Annotated in this window: 17 protein-coding genes; 10 read left to right on the top strand and 7 right to left on the bottom strand. The window is 69.7% G+C overall.

Features of this window, described 5'->3' with window-relative positions; genetic code table 11:
* Positions 1-209: 209 nt before the first annotated feature.
* From OHS16_RS13185 to OHS16_RS13160, 6 genes are all read left to right on the top strand, one after another.
* Positions 210-983 (top strand): redox-sensing transcriptional repressor Rex, encoded by a 774-nt coding sequence (locus tag OHS16_RS13185; protein WP_328537379.1) that lies wholly within the window; start codon positions 210-212, stop codon positions 981-983.
* Positions 980-2,497 (top strand): glutamyl-tRNA reductase, encoded by a 1,518-nt coding sequence (locus OHS16_RS13180; protein ID WP_328537378.1) that lies wholly within the window; start codon positions 980-982, stop codon positions 2,495-2,497. The genes OHS16_RS13185 and OHS16_RS13180 overlap by 4 nt, the downstream gene beginning before the upstream one ends.
* Positions 2,494-3,453, top strand: coding sequence for a hydroxymethylbilane synthase (gene hemC / locus OHS16_RS13175; RefSeq protein ID WP_328537377.1), 960 nt, complete (start codon positions 2,494-2,496; stop codon positions 3,451-3,453). Before OHS16_RS13180 ends, hemC begins: the two co-directional genes overlap by 4 nt.
* On the top strand, positions 3,450-5,108 hold the full coding sequence (locus OHS16_RS13170) for a bifunctional uroporphyrinogen-III C-methyltransferase/uroporphyrinogen-III synthase (protein WP_328537376.1): 1,659 nt from the start codon (positions 3,450-3,452) through the stop codon (positions 5,106-5,108). The genes hemC and OHS16_RS13170 overlap by 4 nt, the downstream gene beginning before the upstream one ends.
* Positions 5,109-5,165: 57 nt before the next feature.
* Positions 5,166-6,155 carry a porphobilinogen synthase gene (hemB, locus tag OHS16_RS13165; protein WP_328537375.1) on the top strand — a complete coding sequence of 330 codons (990 nt, stop codon included), beginning with the start codon at positions 5,166-5,168 and terminating at the stop codon, positions 6,153-6,155.
* Positions 6,156-6,390: 235 nt separating this feature from the next.
* Positions 6,391-6,849, top strand: coding sequence for a BP74-related protein (locus OHS16_RS13160; protein ID WP_328537374.1), 459 nt, complete (start codon positions 6,391-6,393; stop codon positions 6,847-6,849).
* Positions 6,850-6,999: 150 nt separating this feature from the next.
* Here the strand turns inward: OHS16_RS13160 and OHS16_RS13155 are convergent, their stop codons facing one another.
* Positions 7,000-7,659: a maltokinase N-terminal cap-like domain-containing protein gene (locus OHS16_RS13155; RefSeq protein ID WP_328537373.1), complete on the bottom strand. Its 660-nt coding sequence runs from the start codon at positions 7,657-7,659 to the stop codon at positions 7,000-7,002.
* Positions 7,660-7,861: 202 nt separating this feature from the next.
* Positions 7,862-8,413: a carboxymuconolactone decarboxylase family protein gene (locus OHS16_RS13150; RefSeq protein ID WP_328537372.1), complete on the bottom strand. Its 552-nt coding sequence runs from the start codon at positions 8,411-8,413 to the stop codon at positions 7,862-7,864.
* Positions 8,414-8,481: 68 nt separating this feature from the next.
* Between OHS16_RS13150 and OHS16_RS13145 the strand changes: the two genes are divergently transcribed.
* Positions 8,482-8,973 (top strand): MarR family winged helix-turn-helix transcriptional regulator, encoded by a 492-nt coding sequence (locus OHS16_RS13145; RefSeq protein WP_328537371.1) that lies wholly within the window; start codon positions 8,482-8,484, stop codon positions 8,971-8,973.
* A gap of 169 nt (positions 8,974-9,142) precedes the next feature.
* Here the strand turns inward: OHS16_RS13145 and OHS16_RS13140 are convergent, their stop codons facing one another.
* Complete coding sequence (locus tag OHS16_RS13140; RefSeq protein ID WP_328537370.1) at positions 9,143-9,685, bottom strand: DUF4232 domain-containing protein; 543 nt, start codon at positions 9,683-9,685, stop codon at positions 9,143-9,145.
* A 307-nt stretch (positions 9,686-9,992) separates the two neighbouring features.
* Here OHS16_RS13140 and OHS16_RS13135 point away from each other — a divergent pair, with 307 nt between their 5' ends.
* On the top strand, positions 9,993-11,327 hold the full coding sequence (locus OHS16_RS13135; protein ID WP_328537369.1) for a helix-turn-helix domain-containing protein: 1,335 nt from the start codon (positions 9,993-9,995) through the stop codon (positions 11,325-11,327).
* A gap of 25 nt (positions 11,328-11,352) precedes the next feature.
* On the opposite strand, the gene argS is transcribed toward OHS16_RS13135, so the two are convergent.
* A complete protein-coding gene (argS, locus tag OHS16_RS13130; protein ID WP_328540827.1) occupies positions 11,353-13,113 on the bottom strand; it encodes an arginine--tRNA ligase in 1,761 nt (586 codons plus the stop codon).
* A gap of 160 nt (positions 13,114-13,273) precedes the next feature.
* On the opposite strand from argS, the gene lysS reads away from it, so the two are divergent.
* Entirely contained in the window at positions 13,274-15,037 is a 1,764-nt protein-coding gene (gene lysS / locus OHS16_RS13125) for a lysine--tRNA ligase (protein WP_328537368.1), read from the top strand.
* A gap of 73 nt (positions 15,038-15,110) precedes the next feature.
* Here lysS and OHS16_RS13120 read toward each other — a convergent pair whose 3' ends face one another.
* The 3 genes from OHS16_RS13120 to OHS16_RS13110 all read right to left on the bottom strand — a co-directional run bounded on the left by OHS16_RS13120 (position 15,111) and on the right by OHS16_RS13110 (position 18,386).
* Entirely contained in the window at positions 15,111-16,580 is a 1,470-nt protein-coding gene (locus OHS16_RS13120) for a DUF2637 domain-containing protein (RefSeq protein WP_328537367.1), read from the bottom strand.
* A 197-nt stretch (positions 16,581-16,777) separates the two neighbouring features.
* A complete protein-coding gene (locus tag OHS16_RS13115; protein WP_328537366.1) occupies positions 16,778-17,482 on the bottom strand; it encodes a DUF3558 domain-containing protein in 705 nt (234 codons plus the stop codon).
* A 76-nt stretch (positions 17,483-17,558) separates the two neighbouring features.
* Positions 17,559-18,386 carry a DUF3558 domain-containing protein gene (locus OHS16_RS13110; protein ID WP_328537365.1) on the bottom strand — a complete coding sequence of 276 codons (828 nt, stop codon included), beginning with the start codon at positions 18,384-18,386 and terminating at the stop codon, positions 17,559-17,561.
* A 162-nt stretch (positions 18,387-18,548) separates the two neighbouring features.
* Here OHS16_RS13110 and OHS16_RS13105 point away from each other — a divergent pair, with 162 nt between their 5' ends.
* Positions 18,549-19,742 (top strand): RtcB family protein, encoded by a 1,194-nt coding sequence (locus OHS16_RS13105; RefSeq protein WP_328537364.1) that lies wholly within the window; start codon positions 18,549-18,551, stop codon positions 19,740-19,742.
* Positions 19,743-19,782 lie beyond the last annotated feature (40 nt).

The raw sequence follows: 19,782 nt of genomic DNA, 5'->3' as shown, positions 1-19,782 counted from the left end.
GTGCGGTTTTGTCCCCTTCGGGATCTCAACGCATCCGATCGATCCGCAGTTCCGGGGTCGCACGGCCGAAGCGCGTGACTCCGGTCACTTCACGCGGACAAAACGGACACCATCTTTGTGCACGCGTTCACAAAGACATAGCCTGCATTCGACGGGGCGGTCCTGCGACACGAGGCCGCCTGCAGCCTCGCTCATCCCGCAGGAGCACCGTGGCAACTGGCCGAACTCACCGACCGGCGACCCGTAGCCGAGGAATCCCCGAGGCCACCGTCGCCCGACTTCCCCTGTATCTCCGCGCCCTCACCGGGCTGTCCGAGCGTTCCGTGCCCACGGTTTCATCCGAGGAGCTCGCCGCCGCGGCCGGGGTGAACTCGGCGAAGCTGCGCAAGGACTTCTCCTATCTGGGTTCGTACGGAACTCGCGGTGTCGGATATGACGTGGAATATCTCGTATATCAGATCTCGCGTGAGCTGGGTCTCACCCAGGACTGGCCGGTCGTCATCGTCGGTATCGGAAATCTCGGTGCCGCGCTCGCCAACTACGGCGGCTTCGCCTCCCGTGGCTTCCGGGTCGCGGCACTGATCGACGCAGACCCGGAGATGGCGGGCAAGCCGGTCGCCGGAATGCCCGTACAGCACAGCGACGATCTCGAGAAGATCATCAGCGACAACGGCGTCTCCATCGGAGTCATCGCGACCCCGGCGGGCGCCGCCCAGCCGGTGTGCGAGCGGCTGGTCGCCGCCGGAGTCACCTCCATCCTCAACTTCGCGCCCACCGTGCTCTCGGTGCCCGAGGGTGTCGACGTGCGCAAGGTCGATCTCTCGATCGAGCTGCAGATCCTGGCCTTCCACGAGCAGCGCAAGGCCGGCGAGGGAGCAGCTGCCGCCGCTGCCGCAGCCGCAGGGGCGCCGCCTCTCAAGGGCGCGGCCCGTGCCGACCGGAAGGGACCCGACGGGGACATGCCCGCCGTGATGCCGGCATGAGTCTCCTGGTAGTCGGACTGAGCCACCGCAGCGCTCCGGTCAGCGTGCTGGAGCGGGCGGCGCTCTCCACGGACGCGCAGGCCAAGCTGTTGCAGGACACGCTGGCCGCGGAGCCGTCCGCCGAGGCGGCCACGCTCGCCACCTGCAACCGCATCGAGCTCTACGCCGACGTGGACAAGTTCCACGCGGGCGTCGCCGAGCTCTCCACGCTGCTCGCCCAGCACAGCGGAGTCGGTCTCGAGGAGCTCACTCCTTATCTCTATGTGCACTACGAGGACCGGGCGGTTCACCACCTCTTCTCGGTGGCCTGCGGGCTCGACTCCATGGTCGTCGGCGAGGGGCAGATCCTCGGCCAGATCAAGGACGCCCTGGCGCTCGGCCAGGAACTGCACACCGCGGGGCGGCTGTTGAACGATCTGTTCCAGCAGGCGCTGCGGGTGGGCAAGCGGGCCCACAGCGAGACCGGCATCGACCGGGCCGGGCAGTCGCTCGTCACCTTCGGTCTCGAACAGCTCGCCGACGGATCCGAAGTGGCCGTGTGGGCCAAGGAGAAGCGGGCGCTCGTCATCGGCGCCGGTTCGATGTCCTCACTCGCGGCCGCGACGCTCTCCCGAGCCGGAATCGGCGAAATCGTGGTGGCCAACAGGACGCAGGCGCGAGCCGAACGGCTGGTGGAGATCCTCGGCGAAGCGGGCACCGCGGCGAGGACCGTCCCGATGGACGCCGTCGACAGCCAGCTCGCCCAGGTGGATGTCGTCGTGTCCTGTACGGGCGCGACCGGCCTCGTGCTGACTGCGGAGTCCGTCGCGGATGCGCTCGGCCAGCCGTTCACACCGGCCGACGTGCCCACTGCCGCAGCCACCGGCCACGTGCCCGCCGACCGGCCCGCCGGAGCCCGGACGACCGCGGCCGACGAGCTGGAACAGCACGGCGCCTGGGCCGAGAACGCCGTCACCGTCTCCCGCCCGCGCCGTGTCCCCGACGGCACGCCCGTCCGGCTCGCGCTGCTCGATCTCGCGATGCCCCGCGATGTCGACGGCGCGGTGCACCGGCTCGGCGGAGTACGTCTGGTGGACATCGAGTCGCTTGCCGACGCGTCCGCCGACGCACCGATGGCCGCCGATGTCGACGCCGTGCGCACCATCGTCTCCGACGAGGTCGCCGCCTTCGGCGCCGCTCAGCGTGCCGCGCACATCACCCCGACCGTCGTCGCGCTGCGTACCATGGCGGCCGGCGTTGTCGCCGGTGAGGTCGCGCGGCTCGAGGGCCGGCTCCCCGACCTGGACGACAAGCAGCGCGCCGAGATCACCCAGACCGTGCGCCGTGTCGTCGACAAGCTCCTGCACGCGCCCACCGTGCGGGTCAAGCAGCTCGCGAGCGAGCCCGGCGGTGCCGGGTACGCGGACGCGCTGCGGGAACTCTTCGACCTCGACCCGCTGACGGTCGCGGCCGTCAGCAGGGCCGATCTGACCGACCTGAGCAACACAGACGTCAAGAACCGAGGGCGGGCATGACAAATGCCTTGAGGCTGGGGACCAGGCGAAGCAAGCTCGCCATGGCCCAGTCAGGAAAAATTGCCGAGGCGGTGCGCCGGATCACGGGACGCCCCGTGGAGCTCGTCGAGATCACCACGTACGGGGACACCTCCCGTGAGCATCTCGCGCAGATCGGCGGAACCGGTGTGTTCGTCACCGCGCTGCGTGACGCGCTGCTGCGCGGGGACATCGACTTCGCCGTGCACTCCCTGAAGGATCTGCCGACCACGCAGCCGGACGACCTGGTGCTCGCAGCGATCCCGGTCCGCGAGGATCCGAGGGATGTGCTGATCGCGCGGGACGGGCTGACCTTCGAGCAGCTGCCGGACGGTGCCCGGGTGGGCACCGGCTCGCCGCGCCGGATGGCGCAGCTCAACGCGTACGCACGTAACCACGGCATGCGCATCGAGACGGTGCCGATCCGCGGCAACATCGACACCCGCATCGGCTTCGTCCGCAGCGGGGAGCTGGACGCGGTGGTTCTTGCCGCTGCCGGGCTCAGCCGCATCGGCAGGTCCGACGAAGTCACCGAGTTCCTGCCGGTCGACACCATCCTGCCCGCCCCCGGCCAGGGGGCACTGGCAGTCGAGTGCGCGGCGTCCGACGCCGGCCTCATTGCCTCGCTCGCCGAGCTCGACGACCCGTACACCCGGGCCGCCGTGACCGCCGAGCGATCCCTGCTCGCCGCCCTGGAGGCCGGTTGCAGTGCGCCTGTGGGCGCACTGGCCGACGTCCTGGCCGACGGGCAGTCTGATGTCACCGAGATGCGCCTGCGCGGCGTCGTCGGCTCGACCGACGGTTCCTCGCTTGTGCAGTTGTCCACCACCGGTCCCGTACCTGCGTCGCACGAAGGCATCGAGGCGCTCGGACGCGAACTCGCGTCCGAGATGCTGGCCAAGGGTGCGGCCGGTCTTATGGGGGAGCGAGCACGATGAGCCCCACGACCTCGAACCATCCCGTCCTTCCCGCACACGGGCACGTCACCTTCCTCGGTGCCGGACCCGGGGATCCGGGACTGCTCACACTGCGCGCTGTGGAAGCGCTGGCGAGTGCGGACGTACTGATCGCCGAGCCGCACGTGCTCGACGTCGTACGCAGCCATGCGCGGGCGACCGTAAGCACGCCTCAGCTGACGGTTGTTGACGAAGCGTCAACAGCCGCCGGAATCCCGGCCATCCGAGATGCGGGCAATCTTGTCATGGAGGCCGCGAAGGGCGGCAAGCGGGTCGTCCGTGCGGTCACGGGCGACCCCGGACTCGACGGGAACACCGGCGAGGAGATGCTCGCCTGTGCCGCGGCCGGCATCCCCTTCGAGGTCGTTCCCGGCGTCTCGACGGCCGTCGGCGTCTCCGCGTACGCCGGGGTGCCGCTGCGTGACGCGCACGGCTCGGACGTGCGCTTCGTCGACGCCCGTACGGCGTCCGACCGCTGCTGGAGCGAGGTCGGCGCCAGTGACGCGACCGCCGTTGTCTCCACCACGCTGGACACGGTCGGAGCGACCGCCGGTGAACTGGTCGCGGCCGGCCGCAAGCCGGACACCCCGATGACGGTGACCGTCGCCGGGACGACCACCCGCCAGCGCACCTGGTGCGCGACGCTCGGTACGGTCGCCCAGGTGCTGAAGCAGGCCAAGGTCCTTCCGTCGCCGGAAGGCCACCAGCCGGTCATAGCCGTGGTCGGCGAGCGCAGCTCCGCCGCCCAGCGCGACCAGCTGTCGTGGTTCGAGTCGAAGCCGCTCTTCGGGTGGCGGGTGCTCGTGCCGCGAACGAAGGAGCAGGCGGCTTCGCTCTCCGACCAGTTGAGCTCGTACGGCGCGGTGCCGCACGAGGTTCCCACCATCGCCGTCGAACCGCCGCGGACCCCGCAGCAGATGGAACGCGCGGTCAAGGGCCTGGTCACCGGGCGCTACGAGTGGATCGCGTTCACCTCGGTCAACGCGGTCAAGGCGGTCCGGGAGAAGTTCGAGGAGTACGGGCTGGACGCCCGCGCCTTCGCCGGGATCAAGGTCGCCGCCGTCGGCGAGCAGACCGCGGCCTCGCTGGTCGAGTTCGGTGTGAAGCCCGATCTCGTACCTTCCGGCGAGCAGTCGGCGGCCGGTCTCCTCGAGGACTGGCCTCCTTACGACCCGGTCTTCGACCCGATCGACCGGGTCTTCCTGCCGCGTGCCGACATCGCCACCGAGACCCTGGTGGCCGGTCTCATCGAGCTGGGCTGGGAGGTCGACGATGTCACCGCCTACCGCACGGTGCGTGCGTCCCCGCCGCCGGCCGACACCCGCGAGGCGATCAAGGGCGGCGGTTTCGACGCGGTCCTGTTCACCTCGTCGAGCACCGTCCGCAACCTGGTGGGCATCGCGGGCAAGCCGCACAACGTGACGGTCATCGCCTGTATCGGACCGGCCACCGCGAAGACGGCCGAGGAGCACGGGCTGCGGGTCGACGTCATGTCGCCCGAGCCGTCCGTGCACAGACTGGCCGAAGCACTCGCCGCGTTCGGCGCGCAGCGCCGCGAGGCGGCGAAGGAGGCGGGCGAGACGGTCACCCGCCCGAGCGAGCGCCGCCCGGGCGGCCGCAGGCGCCGCACCACCTGAGCGGCGGCGAGCAGCAACGTCTGATGCGTTCGATGCATTCGAGAAGGTAATTTGAGGATGACTGTGTACGGATCATTTCCCGGCGCCCGTCCCCGGCGGCTGCGCACCACCCCCGCGATGCGGCGGATGGTCGCCGAGACGCGGCTGCACCCGTCCGATCTGATCCTGCCCGCCTTCGTGCGGGAGGGGATCAGTGAGCCGGTGCCGATCACCGCGATGCCGGGGGTGGTCCAGCACACGCGCGACACTCTCCGTAAGGCGGCCGTCGAGGCCGTTGAGGCGGGGGTCGCCGGGATCATGCTGTTCGGCGTTCCCGAGGACTCCAAGAAGGACGCGGCCGGCTCGGCCGGCACCGACCCGGAGGGCATCCTCCAGGTCGCCCTGCGCGATGTGCGCGCCGAGGTGGGCGACGAGCTGGTCATCATGTCCGACCTCTGCCTGGACGAGTACACCGACCACGGCCACTGCGGTGTCCTGGACGATTTCGGCCGTGTCGACAATGACGCCACTCTGGAGCGGTACGCCGAGATGGCCCAGGTCCAGGCCGACGCGGGCGCCCATGTGGTGGGCCCCAGCGGCATGATGGACGGCCAGGTCGGCGTGATCCGCGACGCCCTGGACACGATCGGCAAGGAGGACGTGTCGATCCTCGCGTACACCGCGAAGTACACATCCGCCTTCTACGGACCGTTCCGCGAGGCTGTCGGCTCGTCGCTGCGGGGCGACCGCAAGACGTACCAGCAGGACCCGGCGAACGTCCGCGAGTCGCTGCGTGAGCTGGCTCTCGACCTCGAGGAGGGCGCGGACATGGTCATGGTCAAGCCGGCCGGACCGTATCTCGACGTCCTGGCGAAGGTCGCCGAATCGGTGGATGTGCCGGTGGCCGCGTATCAGATCAGCGGTGAGTACTCGATGATCGAGGCAGCGGCCGAGAAGGGCTGGATCGACCGTGACAAGGCGATCCTGGAGACCCTGACGGGGATCAGGCGCGCGGGTGCGAGCATGATCCTCACGTACTGGGCGACGGAGGTCGCACAGCAGTTCTGAACACCGCTTCGACACGCCGACCGGCCGCCCCGCCGCCCGTCGCCCTGACCCGCACTCCGGGTTCCGGGGACGGGTCCCGGGACCGGCCGGTCAGCTGTCTCGTGGGCGGCCTGCCGGCCGCCCGAGCCTCGACGGCGACACACAGTGACGGTTATGGCCGCTTTGCGTGCTTGATGGATACAGTGCGTGACGAATGGCCGGATGATCACGGCCCCGAATGCACGGAGCTGCCCTCATGCGACGTATCACCACCAAGCTCGGGACCCTTGCGGCGGTCGCGCTGCTCGCGCTCACCACGACCCAGGCCGCCCGGGCGGAGAGTGCGTCCCCATCGGCGCCCCGCGCGGCGGCGGACGCTCCCGCCTACTTCAAGATGCAGGACATCGCCCGGGACGAGTTCATCGTCAAGATCACCGAAGCCGCCAAGATCGCGGAGGCCCGGGAGATCATCGCGGACGACTCCCGCAAGATCCTCATCGGCCGGATCGTCAAGCGCAAGGCCGACTACAACCCGCGGTGGGACTTCCACTACAACCCCGACACTGTCTCGTTCGCGGACATGGCCATCGAGGTGTGCGACTCCACGATCCGGTACACCGATGATCACCTCGACGAGGCCGGTGGCGCCTTCCTGCCCGGTCTCTACTGGTGCCCGTGGACCGGACGTCTGACGGAAGAGGTCCCCGCGCCGTAAGTCGTGCTGTGCGGTCCCGTCGGGAGGGCTGCGCAGCATGGAGCGCCGTGACCGGCAGGGTTGGTGCCGGTCACGGCGCTCCGTCACGTGATGCGGGTTCCCGTGCGGGACGCCGGGCCGGCAGGGGCGTCCGGCCGGGGGTCGCGGTGACTACGGGAGGGTGTGCACGGTGGCGAAGAGACCGCGCGTCGTGGTGCCGTCCGGCAGCTGCCAGCCCGCGGTGACATGTCCCCGGGCCTGCCCCGGGGTGTCCTGGCCGGGGTGCAGGACACGGTTGAAGTGCAGGTTGAGCAGCGATCCGCCGGGTCCGGCCGTGACGGCGGCATCGCTGCCTTCCGCGGCGTGGGTCGTCCTGAGGTGAGTGATCGGCGCCGTGGCGTGAGGGTGTGCGAACCACCCGGTGACTGACGGGTCCGGGGTGTGGCTCGTGCTCTGCATCTGCGGTTCGGCCGCACCGGCCATGAGCGCGAACAACTCGGCGACGAGCTCGGTGTCCTGCGTTCCGTCGTAGACCCACCGCTGCCCCAGCACCCCGTGCTCGGTGGTGCCGACGAGGGCGTGCCCGGCCGCTGCGACCGGTTCGCTCCGGTAGGTGAGAGGCACGTGGTAGGTGACCGGCCGGTCCCCCGACGTGTCGGTGACCGCCATGAACTCCATCCCGATCTCGCCCTGCGGGTCGTCCAGCCGGAACCCGCCGGCCTTCGCCAGTTCGGGTTCGCGGTCGCCGACGTACCAGGGCCGCTGGGGCAGCCAGGAGGTGAGCAGCTCCAGCTTGGTGGGTGTGAGGGTGGTGCGGTGGATGACAGACATGGTGGCGCTACCTCTTCCGTCGGCCCGTGCCCGCTCGGGCAGCCGTTGACCCACGGCCGCGGCCACGGAGCGGGCGAAGGCGGACCACGCTACGGGAGTGGGGCTGTTGCCGGGGCCGCCGGCTTCGCGTACGAGGGTGGCCGGGAACGGGGCCGCCCCGGCAAGGTGGTCCGCTGTGCGGGGCGCCCTCGGGCGGTCGGTCCTACGCGAAGGCCGTGAGCTGGTCGTCGACCGGGGCGTCGAGCAGCCGGTTGGCCAGGGTGGAGGTCGTGTAGGCGCCGATGCCGAGCACGACCTCCAGGGCGTTCTGCGGGGTGTATCCGCAGGCCAGGAACGACCGCAGGCGGTCGTCGCCGACGGCTCCGGCGGTGGTGACGACCTCCAGGGTGAAGGCGCGGATCGCCTCCAGCTTCCGGTCGGCGAGGGGCCGCTGTGTCCGCAGGTCCTCGATGAGGCCGGGGTCCGCGCCGAGGGCGGTCAGCTTCGCGGTGTGCATGGCGACGCAGAGATGGCAGCTGTTGCGGGTGGCGATGGTGAGGATCACGGTCTCGCGGGCGAGCGGGTCGAGGGTGGTGGATTCGAACAGTGCGCTCAGCTTCAGGAAGCCGTCGAGGAGCTGGGGAGAGGTGGCCATGCGGCCGACCCCGGCGGGGAGGTAGCCGAGCCGGTCGGCGGTCGCCCGCATGGTGCGGCGGGCGGCCGCGGGGGCGGAATCGACGGTGTGGTCGGGGAAGTGGGCGTGGGGAAGCGGCATGGTGGAGCCCTTCGCTAAACTCGACAATGTGATTGACGAAAAGGTAAACCAAGTTGTCGAGTTGCGCAATGTCTGAGACCGGTGCCGGGGACGGCCGTGGCTATGAGCTGCCGATGCTGCTGTTCGCCGGATTCCGTTCGCTGATCGACGAGTTGCACGAGCGGCTGGCCGATGAGGGGCACCCCGACGTCCGCCCCGCCTACGGCTTCGCCCTGCAGGCGGTCGGTCTCCAGGGGGCCACCGCGAGCGAGGTGGGGCGGCGGCTCGGTGTCTCCAAGCAGGCGGCAGGCAAGACGGTCGAGCGGCTCGAGGCGCTGGGATATGTCGAGCGGGTGGACGACCCGGCGGACGGCCGCCGGAAACTCGTGCGGCTCACGGCGCGGGGCACGCAGGTGCTGGTGAGATCCGGCGAGATCTTCGACGAGCTGCATGCGAAGTGGGCTGACGCGCTGGGTTCGCGCCGGCTGGCCGATCTGGAGTCGGGTCTGCGGGCGGTGGTCCCGGGCGCTGTGGCGGGCGGCGGGTTCCGGGTGGATGTGGCGGGGTGGTTCGGGGGGTGAACGGCATCTGCGCGGCGATACCTCCGGCCCCGTCCATGAAACCCACAGCCTCTGCGGCCCTGACGGGCCCGCACGTCTCGTCCTGGGCCCGGCTCCCGGACCGCCGGGCACCCTGGTCTTCCGGAGGAGGGAACACCAGGGTGGGCTCGGCGGCGGGCCCCGTGACGGGCTACCAGATGAGGGCGTCGGCCGCCGTGTACTGCCAGTACGAGACATACGCGCCGTCGTCGACCACGGTGCCCGCCGGGAGCTCCAGTTCGTCCGGAACGGTGTGCGTCGAGCCGCCGCCGATGGCGGAGAACGAGAGGGTGGCGTGGGAGGCCTTGTGCCGGTGGTGGCCGGTGCCGTCGCCGGACAGACCGAGAGAGGCGTAGCCGGACTCGCCGGGGGCGAGGGTGACCACGGCCTGCGGCATGCTGTCCTTGATGATCTTCGCGTGCCAGGTGTCGTTGTCGAAGCTGACGGTGGGTGCGTAGTACGCGTCACAGTTACGGGTGCCGGTGTTGGTGATCTTGACGAGCAGGTGGTTCACCGGGCGGCTCACCTTGCTGACGGTGACTTTGGTGTTGTCGCCGACGCAGGTGAGGCGCTTCGAGGCCTTCGCCTTGGCCGGTGCTGCGGTGGCGCCCGTGCTGGACAGGCCGGTCAGGGCGAGCGCGGCGACCAGGGTGGACGCGGCGGCGGTGGCGATGCGGGTGCGGCGGACGTTCATGGTGAGTGGATCTCCCCGTGTTGCTCACGTACGGGACGTGAGGCCGAGATGTCGGTCAGAGGTGCGCGATGAGAGCGACGACCGTCGTGGTGGACGCGGCGAGTACGCCGAGGGCCACACCATCGACGAGGCCGAAGCCGAGTCCGTTCCGGAGGCGGTTGAACACGAACTCAGCTTGTGGGGTGGCTGATTACGGCCGCAATCATCCGCGAGCCATTGGGGACGCTGGAACGCCTGCGCGTACTGTGACCTGGGGGGAAGGGACGTCCCTGGAACGCCTGCCTGGGACGCGGTACGAGGGGGAACAGTGGCCGTGGGGTCGGAGACCGGGGAATTCGCCGCGCTGCTAAGGGATCTGAAGACCCGTTCGGGGCGCAGCTACGGGGCGTTGGCAAGCAAGCTCCATATGAGTACGTCCACCGTCCACCGCTACTGCAACGGTGACGCGGTGCCCACCGACTACGCGCCGGTCGAGCGCTTCGGACGGCTGTGCGCGGCGTCGCCGGACGAGCTGGTCGAGCTGCACCGGCGATGGATTCTGGCCGATGCGGGGAGGCGGCGGCCGAAGGGGGCCGCGGTCGCGGACGCCGGACCGGAACTCGCCCTGAGGGGCGCGGACTCCGCTGCCGGGGGTGCGCCGGATCCCGCCGCCGGACCGGGACCCGCACCGGAGCGCGAGCCGGAACCCGCGCCGCGGCCCCCCACCGCAGAGCCCGCCGCGCCGGCCGTCCGCCGGACGAAGCGACGGCTCCGGCTGACCGTAGCCGCCCTGGTCGTGGCTGCCGCGGCGGTGCCGACCGCCGTGGTAGTCCTGCACTCCGGCTCGCGGGCGCCGTCCGATACCGCGTCGGTCGCCGGGGCCTCGGAGATACCCGTGCCTCCGAGGGTGACCCCCCGGGCCTCTTCTCCGGCACGGACGGCCCGCTCCGCTGCGCCGTCCGGTTCCGCTTCGCCTGCCGCCCCCCGCAGTGCTTCACCTTCGGCTGCCCTGGGCAGCCCGGACGGGGGCAGCGTCCCCGCCGTTCCGCTGGCCGTGAGCGTCCGGCCGTACATCTGGGACGATCCGTGCAGCCAGTGGTATCTGGTGAACCGGCAGCCGTCCAAGGTGCCGCCGCCCCCGGCCGAGCAGGACGCGAAGGGCTGGGCCGACGCGCTGGGCGGTGTGTCGAGCGGGGGCGCGCGCATCGAGCTGGCCGTCCAGGGGAAGTCGGCGGACGTGGTGGTGCTGCAGGCCCTGCACATCCGCGTCGTGGGACGTCACGCACCGCTCGCCTGGGCGTCGTACGCGATGGGCGACGGCTGCGGGGGCGGACTCGTACCGGCGGCCTTCGATGTGAACCTCGACGCGGGGACCCCGTTGGCCCGTGCGACGGCCGGCGTCCAGGGCGACCGCAGGATCCCGGCGACCGACTTCCCGTACCAGGTCTCCGCGACCGATCCGCAGGTGCTCGAGGTGAACGCGCACACCTCGTCCCAGGACGTCAGCTGGTACCTGGAGTTGCAGTGGAGCAGCGGGAGCCGGCACGGGACGCTGAGGCTCGACGACCACGGCAGGCCCTTCCGCGCGAGCGGCGCGAAAGGCCGGCCCCAGTACGTTCACCCGCTGGGCGGGGACGCCTGGGAGCCGGCCGTTCAGCCGTAGGGCGCCGGCGCGGGCCCGGTACGGGCTACAGACGCTCGGGTGTCCTGATGCCGAGCAGGTCCATGCCCTGGTGGAGGGTGCGGGCGGTCAGCTGCGAGTAGAAGAGGCGGTTCTCGGCGACATCGCCGGGGACCTCGGGCTTCAGAACGGGGCACTGGTCGTAGAACGTCGTGAAGAGCGAAGCGAGTGAGTAGAGGTACGCGGTCAGCTTGTGCGGCTCGTAAGCGGCCGCCACCTCCGACAGAACCTCTCCGAACCGGTCCAGGTGCAGTCCCAGCGCGCGCTCGGCCGGGGCCAGTTCCAGCTCGGGACGAGCCTGCGCCCGCAACTCACCGGCCTTGCGTGTGATGGACCGGGACCTGGCGTGGGCGTACTGGATGTACACACTCGTGTCGCCGTTCAGCGACACCATCTGGTCCAGGTCGAACTTGTAGTCGCGGCTCGCGGAGGTGGAGAGGTCCGCGTACTTCACCGCGCCGATACCGACCTGGGTGCCGCGCTCGGTGATCTCGTCGGCGGTGAGGTCCCGTGCCTTCTCGCGCACGACGGCCGAGGCACGCTCGACCGCCTCGTCGAGCAGGTCCTCGAGGCGCACCGTCTCGCCCTCACGGGTCTTGAACGGCTTGCCGTCCTTGCCGAGGACCGTGCCGAAGGCCAGCTGGACGGCCTTGACGCCGTCATTCAGCCAGCCGATCCTGCGGGCGGTCTCGAAGACCATCTTGAAGTGCAGGGACTGCCGGACGTCCACGACGTAGAGCAGCGTGTTCGCCTTGAGGTCCTGCACCCGGTTGCGGATCGCGGAGAGGTCGGTCGCCGCGTAGCCGTACCCGCCGTTGGTCTTCTTCACGATCAGCGGGACCGGGTTGCCGTCCGGGCCCTTCACGTCGTCGAAGAAGACACACAGCGCGCCCTCGGAGCGCACCGCCACGCCGGACTCCTCCAGCAGACGGCACGTCTCCTCGAGCATGTCGTTGTACGCGGACTCGCCGACGATGTCGGGGTCGTCGATCTCCATGTCCAGCTTGCTGAAGACCGAGTAGAAGTAGATCTTCGACTCGTCGACGAACTGCTGCCACAGGGCGCGGGTCTCGGGGTCACCCGACTGCAGTGCCACCACCCGGTCACGGGAGCGTTCCTTGAACGCCTCGTCGGAGTCGAAGACCGCACGTGAGGCCTTGTAGATGCGGTTGAGCGCGGACATGGCGGCTTCGCCGTCCGCCTTGCCGTCCTGGTGGTCCAGCTCGTGCGGATGCTCGATCAGGTACTGGATGAGCATGCCGTACTGGGTGCCCCAGTCGCCGATGTGGTGCCTGCGCACCACCGTCTCGCCCTCGAACTCCATGATCTTGGCCATCGCGTCGCCGATCACCGCGGACCGCAGATGGCCGACGTGCATCTCCTTGGCCACGTTCGGCTGGGCGTAGTCGATGACCGTGGTGCCCGGGTTCTCGGCGTACGGCACACCGAGGCGGTCGTCGGCCGCACGGGCGGCCAGTGTCCCGGTGATCGCCCGGTCGGTGAGCGTGATGTTCAGGAAGCCGGGGCCCGAGACCTCGATGTCCTTGATCAGGTCGTTGGCCGGGATCGCCGATGTGACGGTGGCCGCGAGGTCGCGCGGGTTGCCCTTGAGCTTCTTGGCGAGCGCCAGGATCCCGTTGGCCTGGAAGTCGGCCCGGTCGCTTCGGCGCAGCAGCGGGTCCGCGGAGCCGGCATCCGGCAGGGCTGCCTTCAGGGCGTCCGCGAGGTGCTGCTGGAGCGTGGAAGCGAGGGAATGGACCGAGGCCATGAGCCGGCTGCCGTTTCCGTAGGGGTACAGGGAATCGGTCCAGTATCCCATGACCTGTAAAGCCGTTTTCGCGGTCGCGGGGGTACCTGGGACAATGGTTTTCGCCAGTACTCCCAGGCGCACGGCATGCGCAGACCGCAGGCGTACGAGAAAGAAGGACGTGCCGATCGTGGCTCAGAGCACAGAGACCGACTGGGTCTCCCGTTTCGCGGACGATGTCATCGCCGAATCGGAGCGTCGTGCCGAGGGCGCGAAACACATCGGCGCCGATGCCCCGGTGGTCGTCGTCGCGTCCGGCCTCTCCCCTTCGGGCCCGATCCACCTGGGCAACCTGCGCGAGGTCATGACCCCGCACCTGGTCGCGGACGAGATCAGGCGGCGGGGCCACCAGGTGCGGCATCTGATCTCCTGGGACGACTACGACCGGTACCGCAAGGTGCCGAACGGCGTCCCCGGTGTCGATTCCTCCTGGGCGGAGCACATCGGCAAGCCGCTGACCTCGGTGCCCGCGCCCGCCGGGTCCGCGCACCCGAACTGGGCCGAGCACTTCAAGGCGGCCATGGTCGAGGCGCTGGCCGAGCTCGGCGTGGAGTACGACCCGATCAGCCAGACCGAGCAGTATCTGGCGGGCACCTACCGCGAGCAGATCCTGCACGCCATGAAGCACCGCGGCGACATCGACGCGATCCTCGACCGGTACCGGACCAAGAAGGACCCGGCGAAGGGCAAGAAGCAGAGCCAGAAGCCGGTCGACGAGGCCGAGGTCGAGGCCGTCGAGGGGTCGGGGGCCGCGGACGAGGACGACGGCAGCGGCGCCGGCACGGCGTACTTCCCGTACAAGCCGTACTGCGGTTCCTGCGAGAAGGACCTCACCACGGTCACCGCCTACGACGACGAGACGACCTCGCTGACGTACACCTGCACCGCCTGCGGGCACTCCGAGACCGTGCTGCTGAGCGAGTTCAACCGCGGCAAGCTGGTCTGGAAGGTCGACTGGCCGATGCGCTGGGCGTACGAGGGCGTCGTCTTCGAGCCGAGCGGTGTCGACCACTCGTCGCCGGGGTCCTCGTTCGTCGTCGGCGGGCAGATCGTGCGGGAGATCTTCGGCGGAGTGCAGCCGATCGGCCCGATGTACGCCTTCGTCGGGATCAGCGGCATGGCGAAGATGTCGTCTTCCAAGGGCGGGGTGCCGACCCCGTCCGACGCGTTGAAGATCATGGAGGCGCCGCTGCTGCGCTGGCTGTACGCGCGGCGCAGGCCCAACCAGTCGTTCAAGATCGCTTTCGACCAGGAGATCCAGCGGCTCTACGACGAGTGGGACGCGCTGGCGAAGAAGGTCACCGACGGCTCCGCGCTGCCCGCCGACCTGGCGGCGTACTCGCGGGCCACCCGCACCGCCGCGGGTGAACTGCCCCGTACGGAGCGTCCGCTGCCGTACCGCACGCTCGCCTCGGTGGCGGACATCACGGCCGGTGCCGAGGCCCAGACGCTGCGCATCCTCAGTGAACTGGACCCGGAGAACCCGATCACCTCCCTCGGCGCGGTGCGCCCGCGACTGGACCGGGCCGAGAACTGGATCACCACCCAGGTGCCGGCCGAACAGCGCACCCTGGTCCGCGACGAGCCGGATGCCGAGATCCTGGGCGGCCTCTCCGACCAGGACCGGGAGTCGCTGCGGCTGCTTCTGGACGGGCTGGATTCGCACTGGTCGCTGGACGGGCTGACGACGCTGGTCTACGGCGTGCCGAAGATCCAGGCCGGTTTCGAGCCCGACGCCAAGCCGACCCCGGAGATGAAGGTCGCCCAGCGCACCTTCTTCGCGCTGCTCTATCAGTTGCTGGTCGGGCGGGACACCGGACCGCGCCTGCCCACTCTGCTGCTCGCTGTGGGGGCGGACCGGGTCCGCAAGCTGCTCGGCGCCTGAGCGGTCCTGCCACGGCCGAGGGCCGCCGTCCGGGATTCGTTCCGGACGGCGGCCCTCGGCCGTGGGCTCGCTGCTAGGCGATGTGCTCCGCGTCCAGTTCGGTGTTGTACCGGACCTGGAAGCGGTTGATGTAACCGCGCATCGAACTGTCGCTGAGGGTGTCGCCGTTGCGGCCGGTGACGCCGTACAAGTCCTTCAGATACCGGCCGAACTGACGCGGGGTCGGGGACTCGTTGTTCTCGCTGATGTACTTGCGGAACGCCGTGAAGTAGGCGTCCTCGCGGCTCACGTCGTCCGGCAGACCGGTCGTCTCGGGACCCACCACGTCGGGCAGGCCCTCCGCCTGCTCCTCGCGGGGGCCGGGGACCACACCGCCGAGGGGGCGGGTACGGCCGGGGCCCGAGGGGATCATGACCTGGCCGGCCTCGGAGCCCTCGGGACTCCCGGGGCCGTCCGGGCCGGCGTACGCCTCGGCGACGCCGGCGCCCTCGGCGTAGGCCTGTTGCTGATGAGGGCCGTCCTGCGGCTGCCCGTACTGCTGGGCGTATGCCCGCTGGTCGTACCCCTCCTGGTCGTACCCCTCCTGGTCGTACTGCGGGTGCCCGCGTTCGAACTGCGCCTCGTAACCCTGCTGGTCGTAATCCTGCGGGTCGTAGTCCTGCGGGTCGTATGCCGGGTCGTAGGTCCCCGCATAGGCATCCTGGGAGACCTGGGGCGCCGCGAACCACGGGCTCTCATGGGTGGGCGGTGGCCCCTCCTGCTGCTGCTCACCGGCCGGTGCCTCGACGGCGGCGGGAGCTTCGGTGGCGGCGGCCGGGGCCGCTGCCAGTGCGGGAGCCGGCGGCAGCAGCACGGGCTCGACACCTGCGGCGGCGAGGCCGGAGGGGCCTGTTTCGGCGAGCGGGACGCCGTATTTGGCGAGCCGCAGGGGCATCAGGGATTCGATGGGGGCCTTGCGCCGCCAGTTGCGGCCGAACCGGGCCTGGAGGCGGGCCCGGTAGATCAGCCGGTCCTGTTCGAGCTTGATGACCTCGTCGTAACTGCGCAGCTCCCAGAGCTTCATGCGGCGCCAGAGCCGGAAGGTGGGAATGGGGGAGAGCAGCCACCGGGTGAGGCGGACGCCTTCCATGTGCTTGTCGGCCGTGATGTCGGCGATCCGGCCGACCGCGTGGCGTGCGGCCTCGACGCAGACCACGAACAGGATCGGGATCACGGCGTGCATCCCGGTGCCGAGCGGGTCCGGCCAGGCAGCGGCGCCGTTGAAGGCGATCGTCGCTGCCGTCAGCAGCCAGGCCGTCTGCCGCAGCAGCGGGAACGGGATGCGGATCCAGGTCAGCAGCAGGTCCAGCGCGAGCAGCACGCAGATCCCCGCGTCGATACCGATCGGGAAGACCAGCGAGAACGTGCCGAAACCCTTCTGTTCGGCAAGCCTGCGCACGGCCGCGTAAGAGCCCGCGAAACCGATCCCCGCGATGATCACCGCGCCTGCGACCACGACGGCGATGAGTATCCGGTGCGTGCGTGTCAGCTGCATCGCGGCCACCCGCGATCCCCTCCTGATTTCGACATCTGGCGGGCACAGCCTGGCACATGTGTGCGGGCAGTGTTGCGCGGGTACGCCGGGAGCCCGGCATCCGAGGACGGCCGGGCTCCGCAAAACGGACTACTCGTCTGTTGTTCGACGGCTGCCGGGGAAGTGCTCGACGGCCGCTCGCCGAGTGATCGCCGAACGCTCGCCGACTATTTGTTGGCCGTGGCGACCGACGCCACTGCCTCCTTGGCGGCGGTCTGCGCGCCCTTCGTCATATCGCCGGCCGAAGGGGACTTGGAGCCCTCGTAACCGGCGCCGTTGTGGTTGACGACGACGACCACGTTCTCCGTACGGGCGATGACCACCGCATACGTGAAGTCCGTGTCGGTCTTGTGCTGCTCGTAGGTGACCGTGGTGGCCGCGTTGCCGAGACCGGTGGCGGGCGCCGTCTTGACGTTCTTGGCACCGTCCGTGGCCTTGGCGTCGGCGACCGCCTTGGCGTACTGCTGCCCGGCGCGGTCGGCGCCGCTGCCGAGCGTCGCGTCCGAGTCGTACCGCAGATACGAGACGGAGAGCCAGCGGTACTGGGAACCCTTGGTGCCCTTGCTCTCCAGGCCGTTCCACGAACAGCCCGAGCGGGCGGACAGATCGCTCGACTTGTCCTCCGTCCCTGACTTGTCCTTCGCCTTGGGGACCAGGTCCCCGACCGTCTTCGACGAGATCGACTTACAGGCGTCGGGCAGCTTGGCGAACACGGCCTTCGCGACCGTGGGGGACTTCGAAGGGCCGGGGGTGCTGGACGCGCTGGAATCCTTCTTGCTGCCGGAGTCCGATGAGCAGCCGGCGACGACGAGCATCACGGGGACGGCTGCACAGGCGAGAAGGCGGGTGAGTCGCGGGGCTGATCGGTGCATGGTTCCTTCGCTCATGTGTCGTACGGGGGCGTTCGGTCCGGGCCGCAACGGTACGCCGGGGGCGGTGGGCGACGGCCTATTCGCTGATCTGGTCGGCGAGTTTGTGGGCCATGGCCTGAGCCCGGTCCTGGAGGTCCTTGCTTTCCGGCAACTGGGACGACCCGGTGGGCTGCTCGCTGTACTCGACCGTGACGAGGACATTCGACTCGCGGAAGACCACCCGAATGGTGCGCTGCTGGGTGCCTGCGTTCGGCGCGGACGGGATGTCGTCGATGAAGGCGGCGCTTCCGAGGTCGTCGAGCACCCGTGACTGGAGGTCGTCGGAGCTCTGGGGCCCGCTGGAGCCGTCCGTGCTGCCGGAGCCGTCCGGGCTGCTGGAGCTGCTGGAGCCGTCCGGGCCGGGGGGCTGCTTTGAATCCGTGGTGTCGACCCCGGGGGACGCGCTGGATGTTCCCGACGGGGTGCCGGAGCCGGGCAGGTCCGCGGCGGTCTCCTTCTGGTCGTACAGCGCCTTCGCCCGGTCGTCATCGCTGACTGCGTTGTCGTAGCTCACGACACGCTCCATGTCGACGTACAGCCGGTGCGAGGCGGTGGCGCTGCTGCCCTTCCAGCGGCAGCCGACCCGGCGGTCGGTGTCGAAGGTGGGCTCGGGCGTGCCCGCGTACACCTTCTCCTGCTGCTCCTCGGACAGGCCCGCGACCCCGGGGAACATGTCCTTGAGCACCCCCTGGTCACCGGCGCCGCACGGCTCGGGCAGTGTCAGATACTTTCCCGGCGCCGCGGCGGGTGTGGTCTCGCCGGGCTTCGCGTCGATGGGGGAACCACCGTCCGCAGAGCCCGATGTGCAGCTCGTGACGAGCGCTGCGAGCAGCACCAAGCCGGGTACGTACGCCCTTCGCTGCACTGTCCGAGGCTCCCTTCGGGACGGAAAACGGATACCGCCCGATGGCGGTGGCCGGACACAATGTCTATCGCACGCACTGGTGTACATGCCGGTCCGCTGTCGCTTTCGCGGGCATTGCTGCGTGTTTTTCTGTTACAGGTCTTTCGGGGGAATTGGGGAGTTATGTCGTATGTAGAGGTTCCGGGTGCGCAGGTTCCCATCCGCATGTGGGCCGACCCTTCCACTGTGGAGGACGCCGCGATGCAGCAGCTGCGCAATGTCTCCACCCTCCCCTGGATCAAGGGCCTGGCCGTGATGCCCGATGTGCACTACGGCAAGGGCGCGACGGTCGGCTCCGTGATCGCCATGCACGGGGCTGTCTGTCCGGCGGCGGTCGGAGTGGACATCGGCTGCGGGATGTCGGCGGTGAAGACGTCACTCACGGCCAACGATCTTCCGGGGGATCTGTCGCGGCTGCGCTCCAGGATCGAGCGGGCGATTCCCGTCGGCCGCGGGATGCACGACGACCCGGTCGACCCGGGCCGGGTGCGGGGGCTCCCGACGGGGGGCTGGGACGATTTCTGGGCACGGTTCGACGGGATCGCGGAAGCCGTCAAATTCCGTCAGGGCCGGGCGCTGAAGCAGATGGGAACGCTGGGCAGCGGGAATCACTTCGTCGAGGTCTGCATCGATTCGGCCGGTGCTGTCTGGCTGATGCTGCACTCCGGTTCCCGGAACATCGGCAAGGAGCTGGCGGACCACCACATCGGAATCGCGCAGAAGCTGGCACACAACCAGGGTCTGGTCGATCGCGACCTGGCGGTGTTCATCGCGGATACTCCGCAGATGGGGGCGTACCGGAACGACCTGTTCTGGGCGCAGGAGTATGCGAAGCACAACCGCGCCATCATGATGGGCCTTCTCCAGGACGCGGTCAGCAAGGAATTCAAGAAGGCCCGGGTCGCCTTCGAGCCGGTCATCAGCTGCCATCACAACTACGTGGCGGAGGAGCGGTACGAGGGCATGGATCTGCTGGTCACCAGGAAGGGCGCGATCCGCGCCGGTTCCGGCGAGTTCGGGATCATCCCGGGCTCGATGGGCACCGGTTCGTACATCGTGAAGGGTCTGGGGAACGAGAAGGCCTTCAACTCGGCCTCGCACGGCGCGGGCCGGAAGATGAGCCGGAACGCTGCCAAGCGCCGTTTCTCGACCCAGGATCTGGAGGAGCAGACACGGGGTGTGGAGTGCCGCAAGGACTCCGGCGTCGTGGACGAGATCCCGGGTGCGTACAAGTCGATCGAGCAGGTCATCGGGCAGCAGAGTGACCTGGTCGAGGTCGTGGCCAAGCTGAAGCAGGTCGTGTGTGTGAAGGGCTGACTGCCGGCCTCGGTCCCCGGGATCCTGGATCCCGGGGACC

Source organism: Streptomyces sp. NBC_00344, from assembly GCF_036088315.1.
Lineage (GTDB): Bacteria > Actinomycetota > Actinomycetes > Streptomycetales > Streptomycetaceae > Streptomyces.
This window is presented reverse-complemented; position numbering and strand designations above follow the sequence as displayed.

Excerpts from the sequence above, each read along its gene's own strand:
- OHS16_RS13180 (WP_328537378.1), top strand. The coding sequence starts at position 980 with ATGAGTCTCCTGGTAGTCGGACTGAGCCACCGCAGCGCTCCGGTCAGC.
- hemC (WP_328537377.1), top strand. The coding sequence starts at position 2,494 with ATGACAAATGCCTTGAGGCTGGGGACCAGGCGAAGCAAGCTCGCCATG.
- OHS16_RS13170 (WP_328537376.1), top strand. The coding sequence starts at position 3,450 with ATGAGCCCCACGACCTCGAACCATCCCGTCCTTCCCGCACACGGGCAC.
- hemB (WP_328537375.1), top strand. The coding sequence starts at position 5,166 with ATGACTGTGTACGGATCATTTCCCGGCGCCCGTCCCCGGCGGCTGCGC.
- OHS16_RS13160 (WP_328537374.1), top strand. The coding sequence starts at position 6,391 with ATGCGACGTATCACCACCAAGCTCGGGACCCTTGCGGCGGTCGCGCTG.
- OHS16_RS13155 (WP_328537373.1), bottom strand. The coding sequence starts at position 7,659 with ATGTCTGTCATCCACCGCACCACCCTCACACCCACCAAGCTGGAGCTG.
- OHS16_RS13150 (WP_328537372.1), bottom strand. The coding sequence starts at position 8,413 with ATGCCGCTTCCCCACGCCCACTTCCCCGACCACACCGTCGATTCCGCC.
- OHS16_RS13145 (WP_328537371.1), top strand. The coding sequence starts at position 8,482 with ATGTCTGAGACCGGTGCCGGGGACGGCCGTGGCTATGAGCTGCCGATG.
- OHS16_RS13140 (WP_328537370.1), bottom strand. The coding sequence starts at position 9,685 with ATGAACGTCCGCCGCACCCGCATCGCCACCGCCGCCGCGTCCACCCTG.
- argS (WP_328540827.1), bottom strand. The coding sequence starts at position 13,113 with ATGGCCTCGGTCCATTCCCTCGCTTCCACGCTCCAGCAGCACCTCGCG.
- OHS16_RS13115 (WP_328537366.1), bottom strand. The coding sequence starts at position 17,482 with ATGCACCGATCAGCCCCGCGACTCACCCGCCTTCTCGCCTGTGCAGCC.
- OHS16_RS13105 (WP_328537364.1), top strand. The coding sequence starts at position 18,549 with ATGTCGTATGTAGAGGTTCCGGGTGCGCAGGTTCCCATCCGCATGTGG.